At 71.5% G+C, this 17,213-nt stretch carries 8 protein-coding genes and 1 tRNA gene; 3 read left to right on the forward strand and 6 right to left on the reverse strand.

The features are described from left to right. The first annotated feature begins 79 nt into the window (after positions 1–79). Positions 80–655, forward strand: coding sequence for a DUF3558 family protein (locus tag FM051_RS21910; protein ID WP_158846307.1), 576 nt, complete (start codon positions 80–82; stop codon positions 653–655). Here FM051_RS21910 and FM051_RS21915 read toward each other — a convergent pair. Then, positions 621–1,808 (reverse strand): MFS transporter, encoded by a 1,188-nt coding sequence (locus FM051_RS21915; RefSeq protein WP_158846309.1) that lies wholly within the window; start codon positions 1,806–1,808, stop codon positions 621–623. The genes FM051_RS21910 and FM051_RS21915 overlap by 35 nt on opposite strands. Positions 1,809–1,870: 62 nt before the next feature. On the opposite strand from FM051_RS21915, the gene FM051_RS21920 reads away from it, so the two are divergent. Both FM051_RS21920 and FM051_RS21925 read left to right on the forward strand, forming a co-directional pair. After that, on the forward strand, positions 1,871–2,926 hold the full coding sequence (locus FM051_RS21920) for a LacI family DNA-binding transcriptional regulator (protein WP_158846311.1): 1,056 nt from the start codon (positions 1,871–1,873) through the stop codon (positions 2,924–2,926). Positions 2,927–3,051: 125 nt separating this feature from the next. After that, a tRNA-Arg gene (locus FM051_RS21925) sits at positions 3,052–3,124 on the forward strand. A 108-nt stretch (positions 3,125–3,232) separates the two neighbouring features. On the opposite strand, the gene FM051_RS21930 is transcribed toward FM051_RS21925, so the two are convergent. The 5 genes from FM051_RS21930 to FM051_RS21950 form a co-directional block, all read right to left on the reverse strand. Next, positions 3,233–4,201: an SMP-30/gluconolactonase/LRE family protein gene (locus FM051_RS21930; RefSeq protein WP_158846313.1), complete on the reverse strand. Its 969-nt coding sequence runs from the start codon at positions 4,199–4,201 to the stop codon at positions 3,233–3,235. 124 nt (positions 4,202–4,325) lie between these two features. Further along, positions 4,326–5,225 (reverse strand): helix-turn-helix domain-containing protein, encoded by a 900-nt coding sequence (locus FM051_RS21935; protein WP_158846315.1) that lies wholly within the window; start codon positions 5,223–5,225, stop codon positions 4,326–4,328. Between the two features lie 73 nt (positions 5,226–5,298). After that, a complete protein-coding gene (locus FM051_RS21940; RefSeq protein ID WP_158846317.1) occupies positions 5,299–6,546 on the reverse strand; it encodes a hypothetical protein in 1,248 nt (415 codons plus the stop codon). Between the two features lie 415 nt (positions 6,547–6,961). Continuing rightward, positions 6,962–7,447, reverse strand: coding sequence for a hypothetical protein (locus FM051_RS21945; protein WP_158846319.1), 486 nt, complete (start codon positions 7,445–7,447; stop codon positions 6,962–6,964). Further along, positions 7,440–17,141, reverse strand: coding sequence for a LamG-like jellyroll fold domain-containing protein (locus FM051_RS21950; RefSeq protein ID WP_158846321.1), 9,702 nt, complete (start codon positions 17,139–17,141; stop codon positions 7,440–7,442). The genes FM051_RS21945 and FM051_RS21950 overlap by 8 nt, the downstream gene beginning before the upstream one ends. Between the last annotated feature and the right edge of the window lie 72 nt (positions 17,142–17,213).

Below are 17,213 nucleotides of genomic sequence, written 5' to 3' on the forward strand. Positions count from 1 at the left end.
GCCACGAGCGTAGGCGGCCCGGGTTCGCCTCCACCAACCGCCGGACGTGCGCGGATCACACCCACTACCGTTGCTGGACGTGACCGGTTCTCGCACGCTGCTCGTGATGGCCTTCGCCGTGCTCCTTTCGGCGGGGTGCAGCTACACCATCAACGGCGACGCGCTGCCCCAAGCCGGGGTCACACCGTCGGAGACCACGGGGTCCTCGGCGCCGTCGAACGCACCGAAGATCGCCAAGCCGCGCACGGTCGTAGGCGTCGACCCGTGCGGGCTGCTCAACGCCGACGACCTCAAGGCCATCGGGCCGTACAAGAAAGACCCGACGCGCAAGGACGACGTGATCCAGGAGTCGTGCCAGTACGTGCTGGACGACGGCTCGGCCGGCGGGCGCACGGTGGTCGCCGCGCTCTACCAGAAGTACGAGCAGGTGCAGACGCGGCAGGCCAAGGGCCGAGAGGTGGTCGTGGAGGGGCACTCGACGTGGGTGCTGTGCGACCTGAGCGGCAGCGAGATGGCGTGCACCGCGACCCTGGCGGTGAACACCAACCGCAGCGTCCTGGTGGCGATGGCCCAGCCCGGTGGCGTCCCCGAGCAGATGCTGGCCGCGATGCAGCCGCTGCTCAAGGCCGCGTTGAGCCGGCTTCCAGCCGCGTGAGCTCACGGGCGCGGGACCGGCGCACCAGCAGCACGGCGGGCACCATCAGGGCGATCACGAACGCCACGAAACCCAGCGACACCGACAGGCTGCTGACGTGCGCGATACCGCCGACCATCGGCGGGCCGATCAGGAAGCCGGTGTAGGCGACCGTCGTCACCAGGCCGATCTCGCGTTCGCCGCCCGTGCCGTCGGCGCGCCTGCCCGCCTCGCCCGCCAGGTCCATGATCACCGGGAACGCGAAGGCCAGGCCCAGGCCGACGAAGGCGAACCCGACGTAGCCGACCGCGGGCGCCTGGACGAGCACGGCCAGCGCGAGACCCGTCGCGGCCACCACCGCGCCCGCCGCGAGCAGCCGGTACGGGCCCAGGCGGCGTTGCACGGGCTCGCCGAACATGCGGGCGGCGGCCATCGCGACGGAGAACCCGGCGTACGCCGCCGCGGCGGCGGCCTCGCTCAGACCGCGTTCGTTGACGAAGAACAGTGCCGACCAGTCGGACGTGGCGCCCTCGGCGATCGCGGAGAACAGCGTGATGACCGCGAGCAGCCACAACAACGGCCTCTTGAGCACCGGGCGGTCGTCCTCGGGCGCGTCGGCGGTGTCGCCGGTCACGCCTGGCACGGCCTTGATCACCCACGCCATCGCGACCGCGCCGATGACGGCGACGGTGATCAGGTGGCGGGTCAGGCTCCAGCCCGCGTTCGCCGCAGCCGCCGCGCCGAGCGAGCCGACCAGGCCGCCGACGCTGAAGCCCGCGTGGAACTGGGGCATCAGCGGCCGGTCGAGGCTGCGGGTGACGGCCACCGCGGCGACGTTCATGCCCACGTCCAGCGCCGCGCCGCACGAGCCGAGCACGAACAGGACCAAGCCCAGGTGCAGGGGCGTTTCCGCGAGCGTGAGGGCGGGCACGGCCAACACGGTGACGACCACGCCCGCGATGATCAGCTTGCGGGCGCCCACCTTCGCGCAGATCCGGGCCGCGAACGGCGCCGTCAGCGCCAGGCCGACGCTCGCACCCAGCAGCGCCAGGCCGAGGGTGGCCTCGGTCGCGCCGACCTGGGCGGCCAACGCGGGCATGCGGGCCGCCCAGGACAGGAAGAGCGCCCCGTTGAACAGGAACACCGCGAAGACGGCGAGGCGTGGCGTGGGCATGCGTCCGAGTGTGGCTGAAGCGCTTCAGACCGTCCACTCGATTAGCTGGTTACGCTCACCACGTGGACCGCCCTCGCAAGCCGACGCTCGACACGGTGGCCGGCGCGGTCGGTGTGTCGCGCGCCACGGTGTCCAACGCCTACAACCGGCCGGACCAGCTGTCCGCCGCGTTGCGCGAGCGGATCATGGAGACGGCGGCGTCGTTGGGCTACCCGGGACCCGATCCGGTGGCGCGCAGCCTGGCCACCCGGCACAGCGCGGCCGTCGGGTTCATGCTCGGGCAGGGACTGTCGGCGTCGTTCGCCGATGCCGCGCTGTCGATCGTGTTGGACGGGCTGGCTTCGACCGTGGACGGACACGACCACTGCCTGGTACTGATCCCCGGGCGGGACAAGGGCGGGCCGCGCCCGGAGACGGTGGCGCGGGCACAGGCGGACGTCGTGGTGGCGTATTCGCTGCCGGACGACGCGCCGGCGTTGGCGGCCGTGCGGGCGCGTGGGCTGCCGATGGTGGTGATCGACCAGCCCGTGCTGCCGGACACCGCACGGGTCGAGGTGGACGACTTCGGCGGGGCGCGGTTGGCGGCGTCGTCGCTGTGGGATCTGGGGCACCGGCGGTTCGGGGTGGTGACGTTCGCGCTGCACCCGGACGGGCACAACGGCCCCGTGACACCCGAGCGGCTGACGTCCACGCCCTTCCGGGTGACATGGGACCGGCTGCAGGGCTATCTGGACGTGGCGGGGGCAGACACCCCGACATGGGAGTGCGCGCGGAGCAGTCGCGAGTTGGGCCGGGCGGGGGCACGGGCGCTGATGTCCGCAGAGCCGCGGCCGACGGCGCTGCTGTGCGCTTCGGACGAGTTGGCGTTCGGCGCGCTCCAGGCCGTTCGGGATCTGGGGCTGCGCGTGCCGGCCGACGTTTCGGTGATCGGGTTCGACGACGTGCCCGCTGCCGAACACGCAGACCCACCTTTGACTACTGTGCGTCAACCCCTGGCCGAGAAGGGGCGCCACGCCGGCGAACTGGCGCTCCGCTTGCTGAACGGCGGCAGACCGGGCGAGCCGACAAGACTGGCGGTCTCCCTCGTTTCCCGCGACTCGACAGCCCCTCCAGAGTGATCCACATCACTTTTTGGCCATCTTGATCACTCTTCTGGTGCCTCGACGGAAACGCACCGCGTCTTCCGGACGATGTGTCCGGTGGGGCGGCTACGCTGCTACAGCGCGTGGTCACAGCCCCTCCAGCCTCCGTAGCTCAGTGGAGAGAGCGAGGGACTTCTAATCCCGAGGTCGCAGGTTCGAATCCTGCCGGGGGCGCTCGAAGGACGAGCCCCTGACCTGCAACGACAGGTCAGGGGACGGCAACAACCCGCTAGTCGGCGGTCTTGATCATGCCGCGTGGTGCCGCATGTGGAGCCCTCGCGTTCAGCGACGCGGCAGTGCGGCGATGATGATGTTCGGGTCCCGCGCGGTCGTGTAGGCGGCGCTGAGCACTAGGACTACGCCGCCGCGCACAGCTACTGACGTGGGGTTTTGCAGTCCGTCGGCGCTGGTGAGCATCGTGCCGGCGGTGCCGTCGGCCGCGATGCGCACGATCTTGTTGGGTCCGTTGAGGGCGGCCAGGACGTCGTCGCCGGCGAAGTCGAAGTCGTCGATGCCGACCAGTCCGCTCGCCACGACTCGGACGGGACCGGGGCGGGCGGCCCGCAGCGGGATGCGCAGCAGGGTTCCTTGGTCGAGGTTGGTGGCCCACACGGCGCCACCGCGCACCTTGATGCCGTTGGCGCCGAGGAAGCCCGAGGGCGCCAGTTCCCGTGCCGCCGACCAGACGGTGGCGCGACCGCCGCGCAGCGGCACGGTGGAGATCGTGCCCCGCACCGAGTCGGTGATGTAGAAGACACCGGCGCGGCTGTCCAGGGCGAGACCGTTGGGCAGGCCGTCGGCGGGCAGCGCGGCGATGCGCTGCGGCGTTCCTCCCGGCACCAGGCGGTACAGGCCGGTGGAGGTGGGGTCGCCGCTGGCGTACAGGAAGTGCAGAACGCCGTCGTACGTGCGGACGATGCCCGTGGTCAGGGCGAAGCGCAGCACGGGGGTGTTGACGCCGCCGTCCGCGGGTGCGGGCAGGGTCGCCAGCACACGGGTGTTCCCGCGTCGGTCGATCGCGGCCACCTGACGTGCGGCGGCGAACGTGACGTAGGCGGTGCCGTCCGGCGCCAACGCGACGTTCTCCGGCATCTGGCCCGCAGCCAGGTCGAAGTGCACCGCGATGCGTGCATCCGTTTGGACGTCGACCGGGGCGGTTGGCACGGCATCGGCTGTTGCCGCTGGTGTCGTGGCGACCATCATCGCCGCCGCCGCGGTCATGATCCCGGCGGCGATCCTGTGTTTGCGCATGAGTTCCTCACTGATGTGGTGCGCGATGAGGCGCACGCTGTTTTTGGGCGCGCGGGTGCGCCCGGAGAGACCCGTTCGCGGGACGAACGGTGAGAGACCCCGGAGAGGGCTTGTGGACGTGTGGCTAACCGCGCAGCGGCGAGGTGGGCGTCGACAGGTCGTGCTCAACCGCTCGACCTGCGGACGCGCTGTGCGCGAGCAGTGCCAGCGCGGTGTGCGAGGACGAGCCCGGCTCGGTGGTCGCCACCACGATGTGGTGGCCCCGCTCGGTCAGCAGCGTCTGCTGGGTGACCGTCAGCGGGCCCACCAGCGGGTGCCGCATCTCGTAGGCGGCATCACCTGGCGCCTTGACCCGGTGGTCCGCCCACAGCGACACGAACTCGGGGCTCTTGACCGTCAGCTCGCCGATCAGTGATGCCAGTGCCGGGTCGTCCGGCCACTGCCCGGACACGGTGCGCAAGGACGCCGCCACCGCCTTGGCCTTGGCCGGCCAGTCGGCGTACAGGGCGCGGGTGTGCGCGTCGAGGAACAGCAGCCGGGCCATGTTCGGCCGCCGGTCGGGCCGCTCCGGGGCATCGCGTTCCACGTGCCCGGCGAACAGGGCGTGGCCCGTCCGGTTCCAGGCCAGCACGTCGCTGCGACGTCCCAGCACCACGGCGGGCACGTCACCGAGCGCTGCGAGCAGTTGCCGCACTGCGGGGGCGACCCGCTCGGGTGCGGGCCGACGTGGCTTCGTGCGACGACGACTACCGGCTGCCAGCTCGTGCAGGTGTCGGCGCTCGGTGTCGTTGAGCCGCAGGGCGCCGGCGAGGGCGTCGAGCACTTCGGGTGAGGCATTGGTCGACTGGCCCTGTTCCAGGCGTGCGTAGTAGGACGGGCTGACCCCGGCCAGCAGTGCCAGTTCCCCTCGCCGCAGTCCCGGCACCCGTCGGCGCTCGCCGTAGCTCGGCAGGTCCACGTCCTCCGGCCTGAGCTGCGAACGGCGCACCTGGAGGAACTCGCCGAGCTGTCGCGTGTTGTCCACGTCGACCAGTATTGGATCGCCACAACGCCGTAGCGACACCCTGCCGGGGTCACGCACGGGAGGGGTGCGAGAGCTACACGGGACGGGCGGAACGGCAGCTCTTGGCCCGACAGCCCCAGGTGGTTGTGGTCGAGCCAACGGTCACGAGTGCGGCGTGGGCCAGGAACTGGTCGCGTTTGGTGCGCTCGTCCAGTTCCTCGCAGTCGCACCGGACGTCGGGCGCGGCCTGCTCGTCGTGGGCCAAACCCATGTAGCCCAAGGGAACTCCGAGGCCCTTCGCGATGTCGGTCAGGGTGTCGTAGGACTCGACCTTGCGGCCCGCCAGGACGTCGTCCACCTCTTGGGGTGACTGGCCGGTCAGTGCGGCGAGGTGGTGGCGCGGGACGCCGTGGCGCAGCAGCAGGTGGTACACGGTGTCGATGTCGCGCAGCGCCAGGGCGGCGCGCATCTCCGGCTGCTCCCACACGTCGGGCAGACCGGCCGCGGGACGCAGGGGGCGGACGGCGCGTTCGTGCACGGCCGCGCCCGGCACGGAGGTGGCGAGCCACAGGTCCCATGCCCACTCCGGGTACGGGTGGTGGGACTCTTCAGCGGACGTGGACGTGGACGCGGTCAGGGCCACGCCTCGCACGGCGTTGCGGAACGTGTACGGCACCGCGTCCGTGCCGGGGAGGGCGCACGCGGAACGCGTCAGGATCGCGGCGACCGCCTCGGCCGGCGGACCGCCCCGCCAGTACAGCTCCAGCGCGTCCCCGACGACCACGGCGTCCAGCCAGGCCGCGCCGCGCCACAACGGGAGCCTGCGCAGGACACCGCTCATCAGCGCGGTGGGCAGTGACGGCCGCGGGGTGGCGTGGCCGTCCGGCGGTTCGGTGGGCAGACCGGTCTCCAGGGCCTGCCGCCAGCGCTTCCGGGTGACGCCGAGCAGGCGCAACTCGCCGTCGGGCGTGCCCAGGTCGAGGTGGTCGCGGCCGGGGCGGGCGCGCAGGTCGGGGACGCCGCGGAGCCGTTCACCGACGAGCACCGGCAGCATTTCGGCGAGCAGGTGGTCGAGCGCGGTGTCGTGCACGCGCAGGCCGACCACCCGGGAGTCCAGCCGGACCCGGCCGATCAGGGACGTCGGTCGGAGCGGGTGCCCTCGCCGTCGCATGCCTGCCATGGCGCGCACCACCGCCTGCAGGACTCCTGCCTCGAACCGCTCCTGGCCGGGGCCCGCGGCGGGCACGAGCGCGCCGTCGGCCCGACCGCGCTGCCGGCGCACCGCGTTCGGCGTCTCGCCGGTGCACCAGCAGCGCTTGCGCAGGTCGGAGTTTGTCAGCACGAGGGACCTCCGGCCGCCGCCCGGTCGGCATCACCGGGTTCGTCACAAGCCGAACCACGGGAGTCGGTGGGGATGCGGGCACGCCCGACGGGACGCGCTCTGGAGGCACCCGCTCCAACCGGGTCAGGAGGAGCCTCGGCGGCAGCCGCACCTGCCAGGTAACGAAATTACAACACCGGCAGGTGCGGAGGCCGTTCGATCACTCGAAGGTGGGAATCGGGACAACCACCCGCTCAGCCCCGCGCCGTCGTCCGCGCTCGCCGTCGAGGACGTGGTCCTCGACGCCTCCTCGAGGGTGTCGATCAAGAACAGGGCACCGTTGTGCCTGATCACCGACAGGTCGGCGGTGCCGAAACACAGTTGCTCGACGAAGTCGCCGCGGAACGGATCACCGGAAAGCCCACGCCTGCCCCGGTCAGCCGGTGAGGTGCTGTCGCGCCAGATCCCTGAGCACTCGCGGACCGCGGGCCGCGGATTCGGCCACGAGGGCGCGGGCACCGTCGTCGTCGATCTTGGCCAGCGCCCACAGTGCCTTGACCGCGATGGCGTGGAACTCGTCCCACTCCGGCCGCCAGTGGAGCATCTCCCGAAGAGCGGGGACGGCTCGCGCGTCCGCCACCGGGTTCAGAGCGGCCAACACCTCCTCGGGGAAGACCCGTTCATCCTTCAGCAGAAGCGCCGCGCACAAGAGCGGCACCGCCTCCCCCGAAGGTTTTCGCTGTGCGGCGAGCACGTACAACTCGAACCCGTCCCAATCCTCGCGCGCGAAGGTGTGTTCCAACCCCTCGACGATGCACCGCTCGTCCCCGTCCGACACCTCCACCGACCGCAGCCGTTCGAGGAGGTCGACGCTTCCATCGCGGAGCGCCCGGTCGAAGTCCCGGCAGTCGACATCAGTCATCGAGCTTCCCCACCACTCCCCAATCGAGGATCCCCGAGTTGAAGACCTTGACCGAGCCCCTGCGGAGCCCGTAGTTCAAGTGACCACCTTCGGATTTCATGTGCACCTGGTTCCGCCCTGCTCGCCCTTTGGCCAGGACGGGCAGGCCGCCGAGTCCTGCTGCCGCGATACCCGCCGAGATGACCCCGTCGCGGGCGCCGACCGCGAGCAGCGCATCACGCGTCCCGGGCTTGACGTCGAACCGGATCAGGTGATCGTAGGTGTACTGGTCATTTCCATTGGCCGCTGCCTGCGCGGCGAGTCCGATGATGTAGTCGACGCTTTGCGTGACGAACGACTCACCGTACTTCGGCCAGAGCTTGCCTTTGGAACCTTCGAGGAACTCCAGTTCCGCCGTCGAGACTCCCCGGTAGAAGGTCTCACAAGCGCCGCCGGCTGATGCGTTGGGAGCAGAGTTGTGCGTGAGTACCGCGGCCGCGCCGGCGCCCACGAAGTACGTGTGCAGGCCGTCGACGGTGAGGTTGTGGACCTCGCGGTCCGGGGAGAACGGGCGGGTGCCGGTGACGGTGGCCGGGCGGTGGTCTGCGGTTTCGAAGGTGTAACCGGGCTCGAGGTCCTTGGCGTGGACCCACTTCTGCAGGGACTCGACCCAGAACGGGTGTTCGTCGGTGGCTACCAGGTTGTCCGCGCCGTCGACGGTGATCTCGTAGAGCAGGCGCTCCGCCTGGTGCGAGCGGGTGTCGGTGACGGTGCGCGGGCCGGTTTCGCCGGTGGTCGGGTCGGTGGACAGGACCTGGTCGCCCACCGCGACGCCGGCGATCGGCTTGCGACTCCCGTCCGCCATGAGGACCGGGGTGTCGCCGGAGAAGCTGTTGGAGTCGTAGGACACCCGGCAGGACGCGCCACCGGCCGCTTCCCCCTTGGCCTGCTTGCCCTTGGTGCCGGGCGACTTCTTCTTGCGGCCGCCGAGGTCCATCAGGTTCTCGGCGTACGGGATGCCGGACGTCGCCAGGACTTCCGACACCTGGGCCTGCGCCGCTTCCTTGATCACTTCCTTGCCGGCGCCGAGCATCGCCGTCTTGATCGTCTCGTAGACCTTGTTCAGGTCCTGCACGTTCGTCACGGTCGCCTGCACGATGCGGGCGGGTGCGTTGGGAACGGCGGAGACGATGTTCTTGGCGTTGGCGATCCGGGGCTTCAACGCCGCCTGCATCGTGGGCAGCGGGTTGTTCTTGACCGCCTTGGCCACGGCGGCCTTGGCGGCGGACGTGCGGGCGATCGCCGCCTGGAGTGCCGCACGGGCCGCGGCGGCTCGGCGGGCCGCCGCTTCGGCCGCCAGCTTGCGCGCGTCCGGCACGGCCTTGCTCGTGGACGGGACGCCGTTGCTCTTCTTGATCGGCACGCCGTCCGGGCCCCGGACGTTCTTCGGGGTCGAGTAGTCCGGGGTGCGGCCACTCGGCGCGTCGGGGGTGCGCGGGGTCGGCACGTTGTCCGCGCCGCGCACCGCGTCGTAGCCCCGGTTGCCCCACTTGGCGGCGGTGGCGCCCCAGCCGGCGAACGGCACCATGCCCGCGAACGACAGGCCCGCGTCCACGTAGTTGCCCTCGGCCAGGTACCAGGCGCCGTTGATGCCGTCGGCGATCTCGCCGATGCCCGGGACCAGTCCCGCGACGTCGAGTGCCGTGTGGCCGATCGTGCTGATGTTGTCGCCGACCCAGCTCACCGCGTCGGAGAACCAGCCGTGGCCGTCCGGGTCGAAGCCGTTGAGCGGGGAGCCGACGCCGTAGAGGTAGCGGTTGTAGCCGGCCGAGCCGGGACCGCCCCGGGTGACCGAGTCACGGCTGCTGAACGTGCCCGTGGCCGGGTCGTACCAGCGGGCACCCATGTTGACGCGGCCGGTGTCCGGGTCGGTCCAGTCGCCCTGGAAGCCGACGTTGCGCTTCGTGCCGACGTCCGCGGTCCGGTTGCCCCACGGGTCGTAGGCGGTCGAGTCCGGCAGGGACGTCAGCGTTGTCGCGGGGTCGAACCCGCCCACCACGTCGCCGTGCTTGTCCGACAGCAGCAGTCGCTTGTCGGCGCCCTGCGCGAGTGAGAGCAGCTCGCCCGACAGCCCGCGGCCGTAGGTGGCCGTGCCGTCGCTGACCGCGTCGATCTCCGCGCCGGCGTAGCGGAACGCCTGCGCGCCGCGCGTCACCGGCCGGTCGAGACCGTCGTAGGCGTAGGACGTCGCGCCGACCTGGATCAGGCGGTCGAAGGCGTCGAAGGAGAAGTTCTCCTGGTAGCCCGAGCTGGTGCGCGACGCCAACGTGCCGCGTGCCGTGTACTGGTAGGTGTAGTCGCCGTCGGACAGCACGCGGTTGCGCTCGTCGTACACGGCCGTCTTCGCGCCGTTGCGCACGCGGTTGCCCGACGCGTCCCACCCGTACTCGGTGGTGGCGCCGTTCGCCGTCCACGACGTGGTCCGGCCGAGGTGGTCGTAGGCGTAGGTCTGCTCGCCCGCGCCCGCCGTGCCGGTGGAGACCTTCTTGGTCAACCGGTCGTTCGGGTCGTAGGTGTAGGCGATCGACGCCGCGATCGCGCCGGCGGCGTTCTTGGTGACGTCGGAGACCTCGCGGCCGAGGTCGTCGTAGCCGAACTCGCGGACCCGGCCCGCGCCGTAGTCCATCGTGCCCAGCCGACCGGACGGGGTGTAGCCGAACCCGATCGACCCCCCGGTCACGCCGTCCCGCACGGTGGCGAGGCGGCCTGACGCGTAGGAGAACCCGCTGGTGCCCGACGCGTCGGTGCGCGACACCAGACGGCCCTGCTCGTCGTAGTCGAACGTGGCGTCACCGGACGGGCCGGTGGCCGAGAGCAGCAGGCCGCGGGCGTTGTAGCCGTAGGTGTTGGTGCCGCCGGGCGCGCTGACGGCGGTGGTGCGGCCGACCGCGTCGTACCGGACCTCGCGGTCGGTGGTGGCGGCCGAGGCTCCCGCGCCGGTCTCCTTCACCATGCGGCCGAGTGCGTCGTAGGTCAGGTTGCGGGTCACGCCGCCGGGCGCGGACAGGACCGTCGGGCGGCCGCTGCCGTCGTAGGCGGCGGTCCACGTGCGGTCCGCGGCCGTCGGGTGGGCGGCGGTGGCGGGCTCGACGACCGACTCGGGCTTGCCCAGCGCGTTGTAGGTGTAGACGGTGGTGTTGCCGCGACCGTCGGTGAACCGCGTCCGCCTGTTGGAGGTGTCGTAGCCGTAGGACGTGGTGATCGACTCGGTGTCCGACACCGGCTCGACCAGCTGCGTGAGCCTGCCCAGGGTGTCGTGGGTGTACCGGGTGGTGCGGTTCATCGGGTCGACCGACGTGAGCCGGTTGCCCACCAGGTCGTAGGTGTGCCGGACCGTGCGGAGGGTCCGGTCGGCCGCGTCGAGGTCGAGCTCGGCGACCTGGTTGCCCGCCCGGTCGAGCTTCACGTAGTGCGCCCGGCCCTCGGCGTCCCGGGCGAAGACCTGGTTGCCGAAGCTGTCGTACCCGAAGCGGGTGACGACGCCCGCGGGGTCGGTCACGCTGGTGCGCTGGCCCAGCGCGTCGTAGCCGTACCGGGTGACGTCGCCCTTCGGCGAGGTGGTGGTCTCCAGGTTGCCGGCGGCGTCGTAGGCGAACTTCGTCTCGTGCGCCGCCGGGGTCGGCCGCAGTTCGACGGCGGTCTCGGTGAGCGGCCGGCCGAACTGGTCGTAGGTGCGCCGCACCTCGCCCAGCGTCGGGTCGGTCGACGACAGCAACTCGTTGGCGTGGGTGTAGCTGTACCGCCAGCTGCCACCGGGCTCACCCGGCGCGTCCGGCTTCGGGTCCTGCTTCTCGACCACGCGTCCGCGCTGGTCGTAGAACATCCGGACGACCGCGCCGCCCGGGTCCGTGGTCCTGGTGACCCGGCCCATCGCGTCGTACTCGGCCCGCACGGTCGCGACCAGCGGCGACGAGGCGCCGGGCGCCTGGTAGCCGGGCGATTCGGTGAGGGTGGTCCGACCGGCCCGGTCGTAGCCGAGCTTCATCACGCCGCCCGCCGGGTTGCGGATCTCGGTGACCTCGCCGAACGCGTTGTAGCCGGTGGTCGTGGTCGGCCGGGTCACGGTCGCGGCCTGCCCGTTCTCCTCCGCGCTCACGGGCGGCGAGACGACGGCCGTGGTGCGCCCGCGCTCGTCGTAGCGGTACTCCGTGGTGTGGTCGGCGGCCACGCCGCCGGTCGCGTTGCCCAGCGGCGCCACGACCTTGGTGACCAGGTCGCGCTGGTCGTAGCTGGTGCGGGTGACGACCGGGCCGGTGGTGCCCTGGAGCGCCTCCTTGACCTGGCGGCCGGCCAGGTCGTACTCGAAGTCGACGACCTCGGCGAACGACGCGCTGAACGGCCCGGTGCCGGAGTGGGCACCGCTGCGGGCGACCCGGGTGACGTTGCCGCTGAGGTCGTAGCGGTACTCGGTGCGCCGGCGCAGGGTCTCCGGTTCCCGGGTGGTGGCGACCAGCCGTCCGGTGGCGTCCACCTCGTGGGTGACGACCGTGCCGCCGAGGCCGACCCGGCGGACCAGGTTCCCCGCGGCGTCGTAGGTGTTGTGCTGGACGAGCAGGGCCTGCGTCTCCGGCTTGTTGTCCGCCCTCGCCCGGATCTCGCGGACCAGGCCGTCGCCGTAGTAGGAGAAGGTGGTGCGACGCCCCATGGCGTCGGCCTGCACCACGAGCCGGCCCGCGTGGTCGTACTGGTTGGACTCCAGCACCAGGTCGGGCAGTGGTGTCTCCGGGTCGGACGGCGGCACGTCGGTGGCGCCGGGCGTGATCGCCTTGCCGTGCCAGCCGACGAGCCGCACCTGGGCGACCTTGTTGCGCGCGGTGTAGGTCCAGGTGGTCTTCACGCCGTTGGCGTCGACGGCCCACGTGCGGTTGCCGAACTGGTCGTAGCCGAACGACGCCTCGTTGCCCTCGGGACCGACCGCCCGGCTCATCCGGCCGCGGTCGTCGAACTCGAACGTCGAGGTGCGCGGACTGCCCGGGTCGGCCAGGTCGACCACCTCGGCCTTGGTGGTGTTGCCGTCCTGGTCGTACTCGGTGGTCTCGCGCTCGGTGCGGGAGACACCGGTGACCGCGTTGGTGGCGGCCGGGTAGGTCACCTCGACTACGCGGCTCAGCGCGTCGTACCGGTACGTGGTGCGCACGCCCGCCGGGTGCGCGTCGGAGTACTCGGTCGCGGTCAGCTTGCGGCCCAGCGCGTCGTAGGTGAACGCGGTGCGCAGACCGGACGGCGACAGCGTCTCGGCCAGGTCGCCGTTGCTGTGGTACCGGTTGACGGTCGTCGCGCCGCGCGGGTCGGTGGTGGACTTCAGCAGCCGCGCCGGCTCCTTGCCGCCGCCGACCGCGTCGGACGTGCCGTCGGTGTAGCTGTGGAACGTCGAGCCGCCGTCCGGGTTGGTCTCCTTCGCCAGGTCGCCGAAGTCGGTGTACTCGGACGTGGTCAGGTAGGTGTTGTCGGTCGGACCGGACGACCGCGCGTCGCGGACGGCGACCAGCTTGTCGGTGCGCGGGTCCGTCGGGTCTGCCGTCGCCGGGTGGTACTCGTGGTAGGTGGTCTGGCAGCTGTCCTCGCTGCGGCACGTGGTCTTGCGGGTGAGGTTGCCGCGGTCGTCGTGCACGAGGGTGGCCTTGTTGCCCTCCTCGTCCACGACCGTGGTCTGGAAGCCCGACTCGTCGTAGTCGTACAGCCGCACGCCGAGGCTCACCACGAGCCCGTTGCAGGTGACGATGCCGTCCGCGTTGGTGGTGCAGTCACGGCCGACGACGTCCTCGGGGCGCGGTCCCGTGCCGATCGGCGTGACCTGCCGCAGGATGCGGCCCTTGAGGCCGTCGAAGTCGTAGTAGTGCGCCCGGCCGCCCGGGTCGGCGACGCGGACGGAGCGGATGACGTTGGTCTCGGAGCCGCCGACCGTGGGGACGCCGAGCTGCCAGCGACCGCCGTCGCCGTCGACGTACTCCTTCATCCGGTCGTGCAAGCCGTCGTAGGTCACCTCGGCGGCGACCCTCATGCTCGGCATGGTCACCTTGGTGACCTGGTCGCCCGCCTCGCGGGCGCGGTGGTGCGCGGCGACCTGGTTCGGACCCAGCGGCCGGGCGTACACGGCGAGCTCGTCGACGAACCCGGCCAGGGAGGTGCGCCCGCTGCCGATCCCCGGGAACGACCCGACCGAGTGGGCGGCGCCGACCTGCGCGAACTCCAGGCGCGGGTGGTCGATCACGCCGTCGCGGGTGCCGACCGCGACGCCGTCGAGGTACAGCGTCTGGGTGGCCAGCGAGCCGGACAGCACCACGTGGTGCCACTTGTCGTCGTTGACGGCACCGGAGCTGGTGATCGGGTCGACCACGCCGGTGCCGAACTGGCCGCGCAGCTTGCCGTCCGAGCCGATGTAGAGCAGCGGGGCGCCCGCGCCGGGGGTCTCGCCCAGCGGCTTGTCCTGGTAGCCGACGAGCGGGCCCGCCGACGTGGTGCGGAACCACAGCTCCACCGCGAGGTCGCGGTGCTTGTTCAGGGCGCGGTCGGGCAGCGCGATGTGGGCGCTGCCGTTCAGCTCGGCCGAGCGGTCGTCGCTGCCGACCAGGGCGCCCGGCCTGCCGTGGTTGTTCGGGCCGAAGCCGACGAACCGGCCCATGTCCTTGCCCAGCTTGACGCCGATCTGGCTGTTGGCGTCCGCGCCGCCCGCCTCACCGAGCCGCCAGTAGGAGTCCGGGCGCGAGTCGAGCACGACGCTGCGGTAGTGCGAGCCGTTGTCGTACTGGTAGCGGGTGCACTGCCCGTCCGGGTTGCACGCCTCCAGCAGCCGGTGCGCGTCGTAGCGGTAGACCCAGGTCAGCGCTTTCCCGTCCACCGGGTCGGTCTTGACCTCGACGACGTGGCCGTTCTCCCAGCGGAAGAACAGGGTGCGGTTGCTGGTGCGGCTGATCGCCTTCCACAGGCGGCCCTCGATGTTGTGCACCAGTTCGACGAGGCGTCCCGCGCTGTCGCGGACGGACTTCAGCACGCCGTCGAAGCGGAACGTGTAGACCGTGCGGTCCTTGTCGACCAGCCGCCAGCCGCCGCCCTCGCCTTCGGGGAACTCGGTGAGGGTGGCGGAACGACCGGGCGGCGGGGTGTAGCTGCCGTCGGGGTTGCGGCCGAAGCGGACCTGCTGGCCGTCGGGGTAGGTGGCCACGACGTTACCCGAACCATCACTGTCCGTGATGATCTTCATGTCGTAGCGTGACGACCAGCCGGTGCCGAACGCCAGGTCCTGGCGCGGGTCGAGGCTGTTGTACGTGCGCGCGACGTTCAGCTCGGGCCCGACGGTGGCGGCCGTGGCGTCCACCGCGGCCGTCGTGAAGTTGCCGACCATCGGGTCGAAACCCAGGCCGTTGCCGGTGTACGGGGCGTTGCCGAGGCGCGAGGTGACCTCCGGCTGCGGCACCGACGTGAGCAGCGCCGAGAACGGCAGGCCCTCGCTCTCCGACTGGCCGTCCCACAGCCAGGTGCGCCACAGGTAGACCTTGTCCCAGTGCAGCTTCCCCGCGGGCAGCGTCCAGTACACGTTCGGCTGGCGGCCGGAGTCGAAGCAGGACACCGGGTTGCCGAGGCCGTCCTTCTCGCACACCTCGAAGCGGTACTGCAGCGGGTCGTTCTCGTGGTCCTGTCCCTTGGCCCACAGCTGCGGGCGCAGCGTCTCCACGCTGTGTCCCGCCGGCGGGTACTGCTCGCCGACGACCGGCGGGATGTTGAAGATCTGGAGGGTGATGCGGGCCGGCGCGACCTGTTCGTCGGTGAACATCAGGCCGTTGTGCCGCATGGAGAAGTCCAGGACGTACACGCCCTGGTCGCGCTTCTCGACGACCGCGTCGAGCGTGACCTCCTGGCCGGGCGCGACGTCGTGCGGCAGGCCCGCCGAGCGCACGGTGGCCAGCTGCGCGTTGGTGTTGGCGTCGAACAGCTTGTAGGCCAGGTCGTAGGAGGACGCGGTCCACGTGGTCGCGCCCGTGTTCGCGACCTTGATCTTCACCACGCCGTCCTGCACGCGGGTGACCGGCGGGTTCGGGATCGGCTGCTCGACGGTGTACCGCGCGTCGTACGGGCTGTGCGTGACGTACAGCTTCGGCGGGTTCGCCGAGTTGCCGCCGGTGAACTTCTTGAACCCGCCGGTGGTGGCGTTGTCCGAGGCGCGCAGCGCGAGCCCGTTGTTCACCCCGCCGTTGACCCAGTCCTGCACCAGCTGCTGGCCGCCGATGCCGAGGTCGATCAGCTCTCCCGCGGCGGGACACGCGGAGCGGGTCTGGCCGAGGGCGATGAAGCCGTGCGAGAACGAGGCTCCCGCGATCGGCGCGCCGACGGCGGGCGCGCCCGCGACCGACCACGGCTGGGCGACCGGGTGCACGGTCAGCGGCCGGGGCGCGCAGGTGTTCGAGTCGAAGTTCACCACGTGCAGCGCCGCGCCGAAGATCTTGTGGTTGCGCAGGCGGGACACCACGTCCGGGAACGCGACGTAGGAGCTGTTCACCGCGCCGCCGTTGAGGCCGATGCGCAGCTCGCTCGGGTTGTTCACCTTCGTGCCGCCGGCGACGTACATGCTCTGCGTGCCGCGGCCCTCGAACACGCTCGGGTCGACCAGCACCGGGTAGACGCGCGCCGGGTCGTCCAGCCACGCGCCGTCGAGCGCGACCCGCAGCGTGCCGCCGCCGTCGACCAGCTCGTAGCGCACGCCGTGCGAGGTGGCCGGGGTTTCCGGCGCGGAGTCGACCATGTAGCCGGTCGGGATGCGCATCCGCTCGGCGCCGGAACCGTCCACGAGGGAGACGGCGCCGTCGTCCGCGAGCTTCGCGGTGAGACCCTTGAGCCGCAACGGGAAGTCCCACGTGCGGGGTGCCGTGCGGTCCCGCAGGACCACGGTTTCCTTGGCGCCGCCCGGCACGGATTCGACTCGCAGGTCGGTCTGGTCGGCCACGCCCTCGTAGGTGGCGGTGGCGCCGTCGACCCGGCCCGCGACGTCACGCGCGCCGCGCAGGCCGTAGGCCAGTTCGTGCTCCTCGTCGAGCCGCACGCGCACCAGGTCGCCGGCCGCGGCCGACCACCCGAGGCGCACGTCGACCTGGTCGGCGCGGTTGTGCCAGCCGTCGCCGTCGCCGTCGACGACACCGACCAGGGCGGGGTCGATCGGGGCCCAGCCGCCGTCGGGGAGCCGGTAGTTGACCGGGGTGTTGCTGAACTCGGTGGTGCGGGTGCCGTCGGTGTTGCGGTAGGTGCGCTCGTTGCGGCCCCGGTCGGCGGGCACTTCGGTGCTGGTGGCCGCGTCGAAGCCGGTGGGGTTCGGGGAGACGTCAACGACCCGCGCCTCGTTGCGCGCGGCGTCGGAGGGCTGTTTGAACTCGGGCCGCGCGTACTTGGACTGCTCGGAGACCGGCATGCCCCAGTTGCCGTCGCGGCTGTCGGTCGAGTCGGGCAGCCCGTCGGCGCTGCCCCACTCCTGGTCCGCGGCCATGTCCCGGGCGCGGTCGAGGCGTTCGGAGAGCTCCGCGGTGTCCTCACCGCCGCCGCCCGACCAGGGAGCCCAGTCGAAGTTCGGGCCCGCGACCCCCACGACCAAGGTGGTCGTGAGGAACAAACCCAGTAGCGGCACCAGGAATCTGGGCGCGCGGAAGCGCGCGGCGCGACGGCCGACCATCGGATCTCCCCCGGAAACTCCACGCGCCCCAACAGCGCGACGGGGAGCTTAAGTGGGCTTTCCGGGCATCAC

Origin of the sequence: Saccharothrix deserti, assembly GCF_009769385.1 — a bacterium.
Lineage (GTDB): Bacteria > Actinomycetota > Actinomycetes > Mycobacteriales > Pseudonocardiaceae > Actinosynnema > Actinosynnema deserti.